This is a genomic window from Bartonella sp. AC70YNML (genome assembly GCF_042196545.1).
GTDB lineage: Bacteria > Pseudomonadota > Alphaproteobacteria > Rhizobiales > Rhizobiaceae > Bartonella.
Genome location: NZ_JBHIQK010000001.1, coordinates 214,060 through 231,384, shown reverse-complemented (window position 1 = coordinate 231,384; position 17,325 = coordinate 214,060). Strand labels below are relative to the sequence as shown.

The following is a 17,325-nucleotide window of genomic DNA, read 5'->3' as shown; positions in this document are numbered from 1 at the left end:
TATTTTAAAACACATGGTGTATATTTGATCTGTCAAAGCTTAATTTATCGAATGCTTCGTTATCTTAAAAGACATGAGGGTGAGCAACATTGTGTTGTTTTGGTCTGTGCACTTTTTTCTAAATGGGAGAATTTAAATTTAAAATTATGGAGTGTGAATAATGCAACGCAAATTGAAATTAAGTTTTTGTGCACTAATGACCAGTGGTTTTTTTGTCAAGATTGCGAGTGCAGATGGAGTAGCGACACCAAAAGAAAAGCTATTAACACCAGTAGATATCAGTGAACATCTAGAAGAGACAAGAACATCGTTATCAAAAGTGAGGGGATTAAAAGAAAAAAAGGGGGAATCAAAAAGGATAGAGAATAAACAGACAGTAGAAGGAAGTAAGTCTTCAGAAGAGGAAAGGAAGGGATTAGAAAACCTATTCTTTGAAGTTCTCACAAATTCAGTAATAAGCGATGAGGCTATTGTCTATATTACTAACCGTGACTCTGAAGGTTTTGAAATAAATAGCTTTAACTATGAAGAAGCAGGCTATTCCATCAATAATACGGTTCAAGAAGGTGGAAAACTCTACATTGATGCAGCAAGTGTTAGCAGGGATACGACAATTGAGAGTGGTGGTATTGAATTCGTTCAAAATCTGAGCAGTTCGGAATATGCCGCTGTTAAAAAAGAGGGGAAACAAATTGTTGAGAGTGGTGCAAATGCAGAAGGGGCTCAAATCTATGGTGGTGAGCAGATTATTTTTGGTAAGGGTTTTCTTGGGGATGGTTTGTCGCGGAAAGATAAGGAAAGTAGTGCTTATGGCACTGAAATTCATGCTGCAGATGGAGTGCCAGGAATACAAAATGTCTATAGTGGGGGGCTGGCTGTTGACACAAAGATTATGAAAGGCGGTATTCAAAATATTGATGGTAAAGAGAATTTTCATAACGGTTTCTCAGAAGATGCTGATACAGTCGATACAGAAGATGAAGATTTTACAATTAATGAGGGGGCTTTTGCACTGAGTACCGAACTTTTTAAAAATGGTATGCAGAATATCTTTGCAGGAGGGAATGCGAGTGAAGTCACTTTATACGATAGAGCTATTCAGAATATATATGATTCTGGATACGTGGATAATCTGACCATTAATCATCAAGCAAGGTCATGGGCTTTTGTGGGGGCAATATTAGATAAGGATACAAATATTCATGATTTTGGTAGTCTCTATCTTTATGCTGGAAATGGTGAAGCTGTTACGGAAGTAGAAAATCTTAATTTAAATGGAGAAGATAGCAAACTATACATTATTGCTCCTGAAGATAATGACAAAAAACCTCACGTTAATATCCAGAATTTAAAAGGAAATGGGAGAGTTATTTTTACGTCTTTAGGGACTAATAAGCAATACTCAGAGCTTAATATTGATGAGCTTTCAGGTTCTTTACATTTCGATTTTAATGTCAATTTTGCCAAGCAGCTTAGTGATTATCTTGTCATTAAAAAAAGGAGCTCTGGTTCTCACACAATAAGTGTGGCTGATTCTGGGCGTGAAATTACAAATTCTTCTTATAAAAAGCTTAAATTAATTACTGATCGTAGTGGAAATGCTCATTTTACTCTGACAAACACTTTTGGTGAAAAAATCGGAACTGTTGATGCCGGAACCTATCGGTACAGTTTGAAACATAGAAACAATAAGGGTACTGGTAAAATTTGGTACTTAGATGCAAACCACACCATTGATGAGACAACTTCTCAAGTTTTTGATAGTGTATTGAAACCATATACTGGTTCATCAAGTGATTTACTCACAGAACTCACAATTGATCAAGGAACAACTGTTTCTATTGCGGATCCTAGCTTTGACACGAGCAGCAAGGAAGTTGATAGCAATGGAGAAACTTCAATTAGTAATACAGTTAAAGATGGTGGAAAGCTTTCCGTTTATAGCGGTGGTTTTAGCTTGTATACGACAATTCAAAGAGGCGGTACTGAGCTTGTTAGAACACAGGGTCTTTCACAGGATAGTACAGTTAAGAAAGGGGGAAAACAAAAGGTTGAAGATGGGGGGAAAGTTGAAGGGGCTAAAATTTACGGTGGTGAGCAGTTTGTTTCAGGAAAGTCTGATATCAAAGGGGAGATGGTAAGGAGTAGCGCCCATGACACTATCGTTTCTGGTGAGAATGGAGTGCGAGGATATCAGAATGTGTATGATGATGGAGAGGTTTTTAGCTCAAAGATCATGGAAGGAGGGGTACAAAATCTTTATGTGGAAGAAGATCTAGACGCGTATAGCAGTTTTGCATTTGATACGAAGGTCTTTTCTGGTGGAGAGCAACATGTTTTAGCGGGGGGAATCGCGATTGGCGTTCTTTTAGAAGGGACTGCTTTTCAGGCAATAGATTTAGGAGGTTATGTAAAAGATTTAACCGTTAAGGATCAAGCACAATCGTGGTTACATGGTGGCGCAACATTGGAAGGAAAGACAACGGTTAATGATTCTGGACGGATTTATCTTTATGCTGGTGCAGAGCAATCTCGTACTGAAGTAGAAAAAATTGTCTTAAATGGCAGAGATACAAAATTATACGCGATTGCCTCTAGTATAGATGGTGAAAGCTCTTTGATTGAGGATCTAAGTGGGAATGGACGCGTTGTTTTTACTTCTACCGTGTTTAATCCACATTATTCTAAACTTGAGGTTGGTAATCTTTCAGGTAATTTACATTTTAGGTTTAATACTAATTTTGTAGAACAGCGCGGTGATTATCTTCTGATAAAAAAAGGAGCAGGTAATCACACCATAAGCGTTATCGATTCTGGTGTTGAAATTACCAATTCTCTTCTACAAAATCAGAACTTAATTTTGGAGCTTGATTTAATTCATGATCAAAGCGGAAATGCGCATTTTACTCTGATAGATTTTTGGGGTGAAGAGATAGCTACTGTTGATAATGGAGTCTACATGTACGCTCTCAAGAAAAAAGATCATAACGGTGGAAAGATTTGGTCTTTATCGACACCATCTATGCCAGAAAAAAATTTTTCTCCTATCTTTCCTCCATCTCATATGGAGTTGCCTATAGCTGAATCTTTTGAGCAAGAAAAGTATGGTTCTCCTTTGGAAGATTCTATAGCCAATTCTTATAAAGGTGATTTCAGTTTTTATGCAGAGGATTTCATTACTGGTACACGTGAAAAAATTTTGCAAAGCTCCGTGCTCGGTGACAATAGCATAGTTTATATTGCTGGTGATGGAGAAACGGATGATTTTAAATTATCCATTAATAATACGGTTCCAGAAACTGCAACACTCTATGTTGAGACTGGTGGTTTCAGTAAGAATACGACCATTGAAAATGGTGGTGTTGAGATTGTAGGGGAACAAGGGATTTCAGAATTTACGATTATTTACGAGGGTGGAAAACAAAGAGTGGAGGGAGGAGGAACCGCATTGAAAGCTGAAATTTATGGTGGGGAGCAGCTTGTTTTCGGAGATGGTTATGTAAATGGTGGAATTGTGGGGAGCAGCGCTTATAACACGACACTTTATGGTCAAGGTGATACGCCAGGACAGCAGAATGTATATGATGATGGGATGGCTGTGGGAACAAAAGTGATGAGTGGAGGAATACAAACTCTTGCTAAGTGGTTCGCAGATGATGATGATTTTATACAAAAGAGTGGTGGTTTAGCTGTGAATACTGAGGTTTTCGCGGGTGGTGTACAGCGGGTATTAGCAGGGGGAGAGGTGAACATTGTGACTTTACACCGCCATGCTGCTCAAGAAGTTCATGCTGGTAGCATTGTAAAAAATCTAACAATTAAAGAAGGAGCCAATTCATGGATTTTTGCTGGTGCGGTGTTGGAAGGAAAAATAAAGATTCATGATTTGGGACAAGTCCATCTTTATGCTGGAAATAATAGCTTTTATACTGAATACAAAAATTATCACACAACAGTAGACGATATTAATTTAGAGGGAGAAAACGCTAAATTATACTCTATTTCTAATGGATATGGAAACACAGAAACTTATATTAAGAAGCTGAGCGGTGTGGGAAATATTATTTTTACTTCTACAGAATCCGATTTACATTACTCTAAGCTTTATATTGATAATCTTTTGGGGAGTCTACATTTCGATTTTAATGTCAGCCTTGCAGAAGGAGAAGGTGATTATCTCTTTATCAAAAATGGCCGTGGTTCTCACACAATAAGTATTTTAGATTCCGGTATTGAAATTGTTGATCCTTCTTCAACAGAACTTGATTTAATTGTTGATCAAAGTGGAGGTGCACATTTTACCCTGAGAAGCTTTTCTGGTGCAAATGTTAAAACTATTGATGGCGGAACCTATACGTATGGTTTAAAACAGAGAATTGATGAGGATGGGGGCGAAAAAGTTTGGTATTTATCTGCAGTATTTATTGATAATGTTTCATTTCTCAACAGTTTACCACGTAGTAGAAGCAGATCTGTGCGGCATTTAAATCAAAATCAATCGGTTTCTTCTCTTTCAACGATTGCAGCACCACAAGCGCATGTTATTAAATTGCCACGTCGAAGAGAGAACTGCCAAAACTTAAGGCAAAAATCTCAGGCTTCTGTATCTCCAACTGTTTTCTCTTTTGGAAGTCACGTTATTGAAGTTTTAGGTTCAGGAAGTTCTCATCCTCTTTCTGATGAAAAACAACAAACTGCTGTTTCAGAATCTTCTCACTCTTTAGCCGATCAAATGATTGTGCGTCCAGTTCATAAAGAACAACCTTCTTCACAATTAAGCGAGACGTTTTCAGTTTCTCACTTTTTGACCACTCCCTCTACAGATGCGGTATTGTCTATGTCTGTGGCTCCAGTGATGGTTTTTCACAATGAAATGCAAACCGTACGTGCGGGAAGAGGAGTTCTAGATAAAAGTAAAAAGAATGCAGCTTTATGGACTTATGCGATTAAATCTAAAGAGAGCATTGTGACAGAGCATATAGATTTTAAACTGGATCAGACCGGTATCGTTTTGGGGATCAATGGTTTAAGCGAGTGGGAAAATGGAGAGTTTTATATAGGTGGTTTTGGCAGTTATGATCGTGCCCGTGTTGCGCATGCACGGGGGGGTAACAGTGGAATCAATACTTATGGTATTGGCGCTTATGTCACTTATTTTGATCATAGTGGATGGTATCTCGATGGTATTTTAAAATACAATCATTATCAAAATACTCTAAAAGCCGTTTCAACGAATGGTTTAGAGATTGAAGGAACATATACTCAAAGGGCATTGGGAACTTCCTTTGAAGCTGGTTATCGACTTAAGACGTCAAAGAACAGTTGGTTGCAGCCTTATGGACAATTTACATGGTTGCGTGTTGAGGGTAAAGAAATCAAGTTATCGAATGGCATGACAGGTGACATGCGTCCATTTACTTCATTACGCAGTGAGGTTGGCTTATCTTTAGGATATGAATTTGGTTCTCACATGGATTCCTCATCGCTTGCGTATATTACAGCAGCATGGTTGCGTGAGAATAAAGATGACAATCAAACGTTAATTAATCAACGTCATCCATTTACCACGGACTTATCGGGCAATGCAGGTAAGTTAGGATTAGGTTTAAGCAGTTTTGTGAGTGAGAAGTTAAAGTTATATGGTGAGGCCCATTATGTTAAAGGACATAAAACAAAACAGTCCTTTCAGGGTATTTTAGGTGTACGCTATAGTTTCTAACGATATGGTTATTTTTTAGTTATCTTTAAATGTATGATTAGTTTTTTTAAGTTTTTAATGCAGCATCAGAGAACAATTTTTCAGAGCACGCAGCTTCGTTGTTCATGATAAACTGTATACCTTTATATACTTGATTATGCATTACTTTTTTTTGATAAGAAAATTCTGAGGAAATGCTAAAGAAGCACTATAAAAACGCCCTTATATTCTTGATCAAAAAAGTATTAAAAAAACTGTAAAGAACGGTTTTTTATGAAATAAGGAGGATTTTTAAGAAGGATTGTTGCAATCTAAGGTTGAAAATATGTTTTGTAGAGCTAATTACGTTCAGTGTCTATGCAGGCGTGAAGGGGGGAGGATATGGCTCTACAATATAAATGGAAACGACATTGTTGGATACTCATGTTGAGCAGCTGTTTTGTGCAAGCTGCTGCTGCAAATGAGGGAAGAGCAGCACTTTTTTGTCAATCTTCAAGTTATGAAAATGATAAGGTATTTCACGATCAATACAATGAGGATATGAAAACAGGCAGATGCATACTTGGAGCCTCTCATGGTGTCATGATAAGAACGCGCAATGAATTAGACTTTTTGAAAAAGCCTAGCGATTTTATCATGGATAAGGGTGCTAGAGTGTTTGCGAGTCAACAGGAGTTTGACAGCAGTCATCGTGACAATGCTGGATATAATGCACAAGAACAAAATACTGCGTTTCTTAAAAAGCCTGAACTTATTTCCATTAAAGATGGGGCAATATTAGAAAATTATATCCTTGATAATGAAGGTAAAGCATACATTTCAAATGATGGTGAGATTGATAGTCCAGGGCGATCCATTAATAACACTGTAAGGAATGGTGCAGAGCTTTATGTGTATGCAGGAGGACTCAGTGAGAATAGTAAAATTGAACATGGTGGAATTGAAAATGTTCAGGCTTTAAAAGGAAAACAAGGTTTTTCGAAAAATGCTGTTGTTAAAGAAGGCGGGCACCAAAGTGTTGGAAATGGAGGGAAAGTAGAGGGGACTAAAATTTATGGCGGTGAGCAGCTTATTTTCGGCGAGGGGGATATTGGAGGAGAGATTAAAGGCAGTAGTGCTTCTCACACTATCATTTATGGTCAAGATGAAACACTAGGCCAACAAAAAGTATATGATGGCGGAAAAGTTTGGAATACAAAAGTTATGCGAGGGGGTGTCCAAGAGGTTGGACAAAAGTCTCAAAGTGCAAAAAATGGTGGTTTTGCATTTGACACAGAAGTTTTTGGTGGTGGTAAACAACGTATCTTAAAAGGTGGTCAGTCCATTGGAGTCACTTTAAATGAGAATGCTATTCAGGAAATAGATACTGACGGATCTGTAAAAAATCTAACAATGAATGATCAAACAAAATCATGGGTGCATGCTGGAGCAACATTAGAAGGCAAGACACAGGTAAACCATTCTGGGCAGATCCATCTTTATGCTGGGAATGATCAACAACGCACCACAGTAGAAGATATTATTTTAAATGGAAAAGATACAAAACTATACTCTATTACTGATGAGTTTGATGGAAAAAGTTCTTTGATACAAAAATTAAGTGGTGAAGGGAGTATTATTTTTTCGTTTACAGGTTCTGATCCATATTATTCTCAGCTTCATGTGAATAATCTTTCAGGAAATTTACATTTCGCGTTCAATACTACGATTGCCCATAACCGTGGTGATTATCTCTTGGTTGAGAAAGGCGCTGGGAAACATACAATAAGTGTTGCTGATTCTGGCGTTGAAATCACGGATCCTTTTTCAAATAAGCGTGATTTAATTACGGATCAAAGTGGTGGAGCGCATTTTACGCTGACAGATCTTAAGGGTGAAAAAATTAACGCCATTGATGGTGGAACTTATATGTATGATTTGAAAGAAAGAAAGGATGAAAATGGAAAAGTTTGGTTTTTATCGGCAGACCGCCTCAGTGGACCAGAACCTTCTATGCCAGATCCGACAAATCCTTTTTTTCCTGGAGAAACATTAACAACCCCCTCTACAGATGCAGTGTTAACGTTGTCCGTAGTTCCTGGGCTTATTTTTAATAATGAGTTGCAAATTATACGGAATGGTAGAAAAATTTGGGACAGAAATAAGAAAGATATCGAACTATGGACTTATGGGATTAAGAGCAGAGAACGTGTTGCGACAGGCCATACACACTTTAAACTTGGGCAGACAGGTTTAGTCTTTGGTGCTGATCAGTTGAGTGAATTAGGGCATGGAGAGTTGTATGTTGGTGGTTTTGGGAGTTATGATCAAGCACGTATTTCTCATGCACGAGGTGGTGACAGCAATTTGAGCTCTTATAGTATTGGAACTTACGCAACTTATTTTGATCATCGTGGATGGTATATGGATGGTGTTTTGAAATATAATTATTACCGAGATAATTTGAAAGCCATATCAACGAATGGTTTAGCCATTCAAAGTCATTACAATCAGTGGGCAATAGGTGGATCATTTGAGATCGGTTGTTATTTTGAACCGGCACAGAATACTTGGATGCAGCCTTATATCAAACTAACAGGTTTGCAGGTTGAAGGTAAAAGAATAAAACTTTCGAATGGAATGATAGGTGATCTAAGCCCATTAACTTCATTCCGCAGTGAAGTTGGATTGACTGCAGGACATGAATTTTTTGTGAATTCAGAAACGTCATTAACAGCTTACATTATGGCAGCTTGGTTGCGTGAGAATATAAATAATAATTATACGACAATTAATAACCAGTATAAATTTATTACAGATTTATCAGGCAGTGCGGGTAAATTGGGAATAGGTTTAAACGGTTCGGTCAATGATAAACTAACACTTTATGCGGAAGCACATTATCTAAAAGGACATAAGATTAAGAATGCTCTTCAAGGTATTTTAGGATTACGCTATAGTTTCTAAATATGTGTGCATGGCTGATTAACTTTACAAATGTAATTGTTTTGCAAACTTAAACAGATAACGTTCGGCTATGTCTTCTCGAGAGTGTAGGGACTTTCTCAAATAGTAGGAATGTCTTTATACTCTCTCTTTTAAAGGCAACATACTGAATTTATAATAATAATTCATTTCTATGCGTGTTGAATAAGAGTCGCGAAAATCATAGGATTCTCTCATTCCAAATCTGTTTATGTTGAATCAATCAAAATTATTCGCTTGGCACATCGCAAGCGGGATGAAGGTGTGTATAAAAACTATACAAAAAAGAAGTAAAAATGTCTCTGATGAATCGTCTCTAGTGTCAAGGGCTGTCACAACATTGGGATGGCAAAGTGTATGATGATATCGGCCCGCTTCTTCATAAGCGTAAAAATAGGGGGGCAATGGCTTTACCGGTATATCATTCATGGATGACGTTACGAAATGGGCTTGAGTGCATTGAGAGATGTCTCTTTAAAACAAGTGCGTGAATGTACAACCGAATGGCGTTTTGTTTTACGTGAAGGGGGGTGCCATTAAAGGGCACGAGCATTTTTTTCATCTATAATTCCAGATATGCAAATTATTCCTTGAATTTAAGTAAACATTTTGAATTTTATTCAATTTTTCTGCCTTAAGTTAGAGTTTTTTAGTGGTTGATAGATAAACAACTTAAAGTTGTTTAAATTAAAAAAATACACTAAAAAATTGTATTTAGACATAAATAAAACACATTATGATACAATCTAAAACGAGCTACCTATGTAGCCGCGGGGTATTTTTCTAAATAATTGAGAGTGGAGTGTGGATAATGCGGTATAAATATAAGTTAAGTTTTTCAGTATTGATGATCAGTAGTTGTTTTGCGCAATCTGCAAGTGCAGTAGAGAGTAGGAATAGAGTGCTAACAAGAGCAACAGATGTGGTAAATAGAGAAGAGGAAGGAAAAAAATTAGAACAGATTGCTAGTTTTTTCAAAAATAATATTACGATTGAATATGGTGATGTAGAGCTTGTTGAAAATGGAGAAACTTCTGTAGGTTCCACTATTAAAAAAGGAGGGATGCAAATAGTTACACGAGCAGGAATTGCAATGAACGCCAAAATTTTGGGAGGGCAGCAGTTTATTCATGAAGAGCCATATATTGATCTTACAAGCGTGGTTAGACGAAGTAGTGCATATAATTCCACAGTTACTAGTGGAGATGGAGCAATAGGGCAGCAGAATGTGTATGATGGGGCAGAGACTTGGTATACGAAAGTGGGAGATAATGGAGAACAAAATCTTTATGCAGGACAAAGAAAAGAGGGAGGGAAATCAATGTATGCTGAGGTTTCTGGGAATGGGAGACAGCACGTTTTAGCGTTAGGAGAATCTCTGAAAACTACTTTGAAGGATCAAGCTATTCAAGTTGTATATCCTAGAGGGTTTGTGAATAGTTTAACAATTACAGATTCTGCCAAATCGTGGTTCCATGTTGATATACAAGATGTCCTTGGAGAAGTAAGGATCAATGATCACGGAGAACTTTATTTATTCGCTGGTGATAGGACAAATCATACAACTAAGAAAAAAATTCCTATAAAGGACAGAGTTGAAGAAACAATATTTGAGATTGGTGAACGAGATACCCAGCATAAACCTCAGATTAAAATTAAAGATTTAGGTGGTAATGGAGGGACTGTTACTTTTACTTCTATTCCGTATGATCCAAGACATATTTCGCTTCATGTTGAAAAACTTTCAGGGGATTTACATTTTCGTTTTAATATAAATGCTATGGGAGATTATAATAGCGATTATTTGTTGATCGATAATGGTGCCGGTAACCACAAAGTAAGTGTTACAGATTCTGGTCGGGAAATTACAGATTCTCTCCTACAAAGGAATGGTTTAGTTAGCGGAGTCAATTTAATTACCGATAAAAGCCAAGAGGGAGGAGCTAATTTTACGCTGGCAGACCTTTCGGGGACGGAAATTACAGCTGTTGATGGTGGAACCTATCAGTATCGCTTGCTGAAGAGAGAAAGATGTGCTGATTCTAGTGGTCATTCTACAATTTGGTATTTATCTAGAGCTTCTGAAGATATGGGACGTTCGAATACTGAAGCACAGTGTGTGAATAAGAAAGCGAAGACTCCTCTTTCATTATCTGCAAGGAGTGGTACGCAGTCTGATCAATCTTCCTCTTCTGGAGGGAAAAATACCAGTCCTCGTCCACCTACTAAAAAAGAGATGCCCAAACAACGCCCTCCACGTCATTTAAGAGGGGCACAGAATGTTTCCAGTGTTTCGGTATCTTCCTCTCAAGAAAATCAGAATCTTGTAACGTTACCTCCATCAGGTCTTCATCCTCTTTCTGATGAAAAACAACAAACTGCTGTTTCAGAATCTTCTCACTCTTTAGCCGATCAAATGATTGTGCGTCCAGTTCATAAAGAACAACCTTCTTCACAATTAAGCGAGACGTTTTCAGTTTCTCACTTTTTGACCACTCCCTCTACAGATGCGGTATTGTCTATGTCTGTGGCTCCAGTGATGGTTTTTCACAATGAAATGCAAACCGTACGTGCGGGAAGAGGAGTTCTAGATAAAAGTAAAAAGAATGCAGCTTTATGGACTTATGCGATTAAATCTAAAGAGAGCATTGTGACAGAGCATATAGATTTTAAACTGGATCAGACCGGTATCGTTTTGGGGATCAATGGTTTAAGCGAGTGGGAAAATGGAGAGTTTTATATAGGTGGTTTTGGCAGTTATGATCGTGCCCGTGTTGCGCATGCACGGGGGGGTAACAGTGGAATCAATACTTATGGTATTGGCGCTTATGTCACTTATTTTGATCATAGTGGATGGTATCTCGATGGTATTTTAAAATACAATCATTATCAAAATACTCTAAAAGCCGTTTCAACGAATGGTTTAGAGATTGAAGGAACATATACTCAAAGGGCATTGGGAACTTCCTTTGAAGCTGGTTATCGACTTAAGACGTCAAAGAACAGTTGGTTGCAGCCTTATGGACAATTTACATGGTTGCGTGTTGAGGGTAAAGAAATCAAGTTATCGAATGGCATGACAGGTGACATGCGTCCATTTACTTCATTACGCAGTGAGGTTGGCTTATCTTTAGGATATGAATTTGGTTCTCACATGGATTCCTCATCGCTTGCGTATATTACAGCAGCATGGTTGCGTGAGAATAAAGATGACAATCAAACGTTAATTAATCAACGTCATCCATTTACCACGGACTTATCGGGCAATGCAGGTAAGTTAGGATTAGGTTTAAGCAGTTTTGTGAGTGAGAAGTTAAAGTTATATGGTGAGGCCCATTATGTTAAAGGACATAAAACAAAACAGTCCTTTCAGGGTATTTTAGGTGTACGCTATAGTTTCTAACGATATGGTTATTTTTTGATTGATTTCAATGATAATTTTGATAGGAAGCATTTAAAATTATGGAAGAAGATTCAATATTTATTAAGAGTCGGTAGCGCATTTTTATGATGGGATGAGCAATTGCAGGATTTTTATTAAAGTTTTCTTTATAATTTATTCTATATTTTTGAGAATTTGTGTAGATTTTTGCAGAGCCACTTGGCAAAGGGTTCCTTGCTCGCTATAGGAATGGCTAGAGAATATTATCAATGAAATAAAGGTGGTTAAATGGCTTTAGAGCGTACTTTTTCGATGATTAAACCAGACGCAACCGGTCGTAATTTGACTGGCGCAATTACTAAAATGCTTGAGGATGCGGAGCTACGTGTTATTGCGTCTAAACGTGTCTGGATGAGCAGACGTGAGGCTGAAAAATTTTATGCTGTTCATAAAGAACGTCCTTTTTTTAGTGAATTGGTTGAATTTATGTCTTCTGGTCCAACCGTTGTACAAGTTTTGGAAGGTGAAAATGCAATAGCTAAAAACCGTGAAGTAATGGGGGCTACGAATCCTAGTGATGCAGAAGAAGGGACAATTCGTAAGGTTCATGCTTTATCGATTGGCGAAAATTCTGTCCATGGATCCGATAGTGCTGAAACGGCAAAAACAGAAATCGCCTTTTGGTTTCCTGAGGTAGAAATTGTTGGTTAATAAAGCGTATATAAGAAGCAAAAATCCGAAACACTATATTTCGGTTTTTTGCTTATGAGGTTATAGATTTTTTTGAAAGCATATGGAGCCATTAATCATTTTTTTAGCTTTTAATATTGCAGCTGCTTTTACGAAAATATAAAGCCTATTTACTCTTTTCTGAAGAGTTTTTATCTACACGCTACCCTTACTTGTAATGTGCAAAAAAGTGTTTTATTGATTTATCATTAATAGATTTAAAATAAATCAATCTTATGCTATTCTCATCTCTTATTTAAGTACAAAAAGATAAATCATTTTATAAAATTCCATACTATTCATAGGATAACGTGTTTTAAACCTGCACGAAAATAATCCCACCCTGTCCACAATGTAAGGAGGGCAGAAATCCACAGCATAGTAATACCAAACTCTACTGTGTAAGGGAAAATTTTATTACCAGCTGGTCCAGCTAAAAGAAATACAATAGCGATCATCTGTACAAAAGTTTTCCATTTTGCAAGACGAGAGACAGGAACACTAACTTTTAACTCAGCCAAATATTCACGTAATCCTGACACAAGAATTTCTCTGCAAAGAATGATAATAGCTGCCCATAGAGTCCATCCAGCGATGGTACTGTCTGCGGCAAGCAAGAGCAAACAAGCAGAGACGAGAAGTTTATCGGCAATTGGATCTAACATGCGACCAATATTGGATGTTTGTTCCCAAATACGAGCAAGGTAACCGTCAAGAAAGTCAGTAATGGATGCAACGATAAAAATGGAAACAGCAATCCAGCGGGTGATATCACTTGATTGTAGCCGCCCTTCTAAAAAAAAGCATGCAACAACCATTGGGACTGCAACAATTCGTGCATAAGTTAAAATATTTGGAAAAGAAAAAGTATGATTTTTCATGGAGCCATTTTTAATTCTTGTGAAAGAGAATATATTTCCTAAACGTAACAAGGCGAAGGTTATGAAACAAGCTTATTTTTCATGAAAATGGTTATGAATTTTTTGTGCAATTGTCATAGAGATTCCCGTAACTTTTTTTAAATCTTCAAATGAGGCACTAGCAACAGCTTTGGCACTTCCAAAATGATGAAGCAACGCACGCTTTCTTGTCGGACCGATATTTTCGATTTCATCAAGTGGGTTTTTGAATGTTGCTTTTTTTCGTTTTATCCTATGAGTTCCAATCGCAAAACGGTGTGCTTCATCACGCAGACGTTGCAAAAAATAGAGGATAGGATCACGTGGAGGAAGTGTAAAGGGCGGAATACCTTTTATAAAAAATCGTTCACGTCCCGCATGACGGTCAACACCTTTGGCGATTCCAACAACTGTGAAGAGATCATTTAATTGTAATTCAGCAAGTATTGCATGTACGCTGTTGATTTGTCCTTCACCACCATCGATTAAGATAAGGTCAGGCCAAATGGGAAAAAGATCATCATCTTTTATGCTATGACTTCTATTTGGCAGATCATGCTCTTTGATAAGGCGTGAAAATCTTCGTTTAATCACTTCTTTCATCATACCAAAATCATCGCCAGGCGTGATATCTGTTGAGCGAATGTTGAATTTTCGATATTGATTTTTAATAAATCCCATTTGACCAGCAACAATCATAGCCCCTACAGCATTTGTTCCCATGATATGAGAATTGTCATAGACTTCTATCCGGCGTGGAGGAAAAGGTAGTTGGAATGTTTTAGCAAGACCTTGAAGCAATTTTGTATGGGTGGCTGTTTCAGAAAGCTTATGTTCAAGTGCTTCATGAGCATTGAGATAGGCACGATTAACAAGAGTTTTCCGTTCACCTTGTTTGGGTAAAGAGAGGGATACTTTGTGGTTTGCTTTGAGACTAAATGCTTCTGTAAGAAGTGCCTTTTCTTCAATTTCTTCAGATAAAAGGATGCTTTTGGGAAGTGGTTTATCATCATAAAATTGGGCAAGAAAACTTGCTAAAATTTCAGTACGGGAAAAAGAGGGATCTGCTTTAGGAAAATAAGCACGGTTTCCCCAATTTTGCCCCATGCGAAAAAAGAACACTTGAATACAGGTCATTCCTTCTTTTTGCGCAATCGCAAAAACATCCGCTTCTTTTATCGTTTGAGGATTTATACCTTGATAGCTTTGTATGTGAGAAAGGGCTGATAGGCGGTCACGATAGGAAGCTGCTTGTTCAAAATCAAGATTTTCTGCAGCTTTATGCATAGCTTGAACCATATCGCTTTTAATAGATTGATCTTTTCCCGAAAGGAACGCTTTTGCTCCTTTCACCAGTTCTTTATAATCACTGTCGCTAATTTCATGAGTGCAAGGTGCAGAACATCGCTTAATTTGATAAAGCAAACAGGGGCGTGTACGGTTTTCAAAAACTGAATCAGTACAAGTTCGTAATAAAAAGGCGCGTTGTAAAACATGAACTGTTTGTGTCACTGCACCAGCAGAAGCAAAAGGACCAAAATAGTGAGCTTTTCGTATTCGAGCACCACGATGTTTGTAAAGTGCAGGCACTCGATGATCATCTGTAATCATAATATAAGGAAAACTTTTATCATCACGCAGGAGTACATTAAAATGTGGATGCAATCTTTTGATGAGATTGGCTTCTAAAAGGAGTGCTTCTGTTTCTGTATGGGTGACGATAAATTCCATATGATATGTTGCACGAATCATGCGGGTAATACGATTATTGTGTCCTTGTTCACGTGTATAGTTTGAAACACGTTTTTTGAGATTACGGGCTTTGCCAACATAGAGAATATCACCATTTTCACCAATCATCCGGTAAACCCCTGGCTTATGCGGAAGGTGTCTAACAAACTCTTGTATGAACTTGATACCTTGGAACTGATTTTTCTCATTGCTTTGATTGGCATTATGCCATGTAACATTAGAGAGAAAAGAAAGTTTTTCCCGTTCATTTTGCGGACAATTTGTATTATTTTTCAGGACCATTCCGTTTATTACGAATATGTTGTTTATTTAATATATGAAATATTCTTTTTTATTAAATAATGATTATTTATGTCTTTATAATTTTTTTTATAAATATATCTTATAGCATAAGAGTATGATTTTAGAGAGCCGATCTTTCATAAAAAAATATGAGAGTTGTTATTCTAAGACAGCTTTATGAATTTGGCCAATTTATCCATTAAAATGATTGAAATAAGAAATCCATGATGATTAAGAGGATAGGCTTTCTAAAAAAATAATTCACGCTGATCGTTATTAGCTTATCATTATAATATGTTGATATTATCCAAAGAATCAAAGAACTTTATCATTTAATGCCTTTGTATTTTACAACATGATATTTGATTTAGGAAAGATATCAGAAAAAGATCTAAAATAATAGATGTTCTTTTTTAAGCCACTTATGCGTTATTTTGGCATTTTCATCTTGTCCAAGACGGTTGATAAGAAAGGGGCTGAGTTTTTTCATTTCTTCTTCCAAAAGGTAGGGAGGGTTAATAATAATCATACCGCTTCCATTCATTGTAGGTGATGTTGATTTTTTTCGGATACGCATTTCAAGCTGGAGAATTTTAGGAATTCCTGTTTGATAAAGCGCGTGAAGAAAACTTTCAATTTCTTTGTCATATTTAACAGGATACCATAAAGCGTAGATTCCTCCAGAAAAGCGACGATAGGCTTTCGTTAATCCCTCAATAAGGCGGGAAAACTCTCCAGCTTTTTCAAAGGGAGGGTCAACAAGGATAAATCCACGTTTTTCTTTTGGTGGTACATGAGCATTTAAGGAAAGCCAACCATCTAAATGCAGAACTTTTGTCTGATAATCTCCTGCAAAGTTTTTTGCTAAAATATGATAATCTTCATTGTGCAATTCTATTGCGGTGAGGCGATCTTGTTTCCGTAATAATTGACGAATAAGAACAGGAGATCCAGGATAAAATATAATTTCTTTTTCCCCTTTATTGAGGGCATCAATGATGTCACACCATGGACAAAGGAGTGTTCTTAAATCTTCTGGGATAGGAGTTGAAAAAAGTCGTTGGACACCTTCGCGCCACTCTCCTGTTTTATGTGCTTCTAAAGAAGAAAGGTCATAAATACCGATTCCAGCATGCGTATCTATAACGCGAAAAGCTTTTTCTTTGCGTTTGAGATATTCTACAATGCGAGTGACAATAATGTGTTTAAAAACATCAGCAAAATTGCCAGCATGATAAATATGCCGATAATTCATGGAGTAAACTCTATCATATGTGTAACTGTACCGGATTATTAGCATAGAATAATAGAATTGATATCCATAAAAATACTCTTGTAGAAATCAAACAATGCCCTCACTTCCAAATTATACACTACAGAAAAAATATTAATGTCATGGGAGCATTTATTCACAGGGCTATTTTTATATTATGAGCTTAATCGTTAAAATTTTAAATTTTTTATATGAGAGATAGACAAGAAGAGATCAAACATCTCAATAGAGATATTTATGTTGTAAGAGAATTTTTTTATGATCGCGGTCTCTTCCAGGAATACTATAAAAAACCTCAATCAACGAGAATATTAGTGAAGTTTGTTGAAAAATTGAAGAGTACCTT

7 protein-coding genes are annotated in these 17,325 nt (G+C 37.0%); 4 read left to right on the top strand and 3 right to left on the bottom strand.

Annotated features, from left to right (window positions below):
• Positions 1-160: 160 nt before the first annotated feature.
• From bafA (ACFIMU_RS01080) to ndk, 4 genes are all read left to right on the top strand, one after another.
• Entirely contained in the window at positions 161-5,719 is a 5,559-nt protein-coding gene (gene bafA, locus ACFIMU_RS01080; protein ID WP_375696747.1) for a BafA family autotransporter, read from the top strand.
• A 360-nt stretch (positions 5,720-6,079) separates the two neighbouring features.
• On the top strand, positions 6,080-8,644 hold the full coding sequence (gene bafA / locus ACFIMU_RS01075) for a BafA family autotransporter (protein ID WP_375696746.1): 2,565 nt from the start codon (positions 6,080-6,082) through the stop codon (positions 8,642-8,644).
• A gap of 829 nt (positions 8,645-9,473) precedes the next feature.
• Complete coding sequence (gene bafA, locus ACFIMU_RS01070; RefSeq protein WP_375696745.1) at positions 9,474-12,065, top strand: BafA family autotransporter; 2,592 nt, start codon at positions 9,474-9,476, stop codon at positions 12,063-12,065.
• Positions 12,066-12,332: 267 nt separating this feature from the next.
• Complete coding sequence (gene ndk, locus ACFIMU_RS01065; RefSeq protein WP_375696744.1) at positions 12,333-12,755, top strand: nucleoside-diphosphate kinase; 423 nt, start codon at positions 12,333-12,335, stop codon at positions 12,753-12,755.
• A gap of 317 nt (positions 12,756-13,072) precedes the next feature.
• Here ndk and pgsA read toward each other — a convergent pair whose 3' ends face one another.
• From pgsA to ACFIMU_RS01050, 3 genes are all read right to left on the bottom strand, one after another.
• The gene (gene pgsA / locus ACFIMU_RS01060) at positions 13,073-13,654 is read right to left on the bottom strand and encodes a CDP-diacylglycerol--glycerol-3-phosphate 3-phosphatidyltransferase (RefSeq protein WP_273723320.1); all 582 of its coding nucleotides are present in this window, start codon (positions 13,652-13,654) and stop codon (positions 13,073-13,075) included.
• A gap of 72 nt (positions 13,655-13,726) precedes the next feature.
• The gene (gene uvrC, locus ACFIMU_RS01055; RefSeq protein WP_375696743.1) at positions 13,727-15,706 is read right to left on the bottom strand and encodes an excinuclease ABC subunit UvrC; all 1,980 of its coding nucleotides are present in this window, start codon (positions 15,704-15,706) and stop codon (positions 13,727-13,729) included.
• A gap of 391 nt (positions 15,707-16,097) precedes the next feature.
• A complete protein-coding gene (locus tag ACFIMU_RS01050; protein WP_375696742.1) occupies positions 16,098-16,961 on the bottom strand; it encodes a 23S rRNA (adenine(2030)-N(6))-methyltransferase RlmJ in 864 nt (287 codons plus the stop codon).
• Positions 16,962-17,325: the final 364 nt, after the last annotated feature.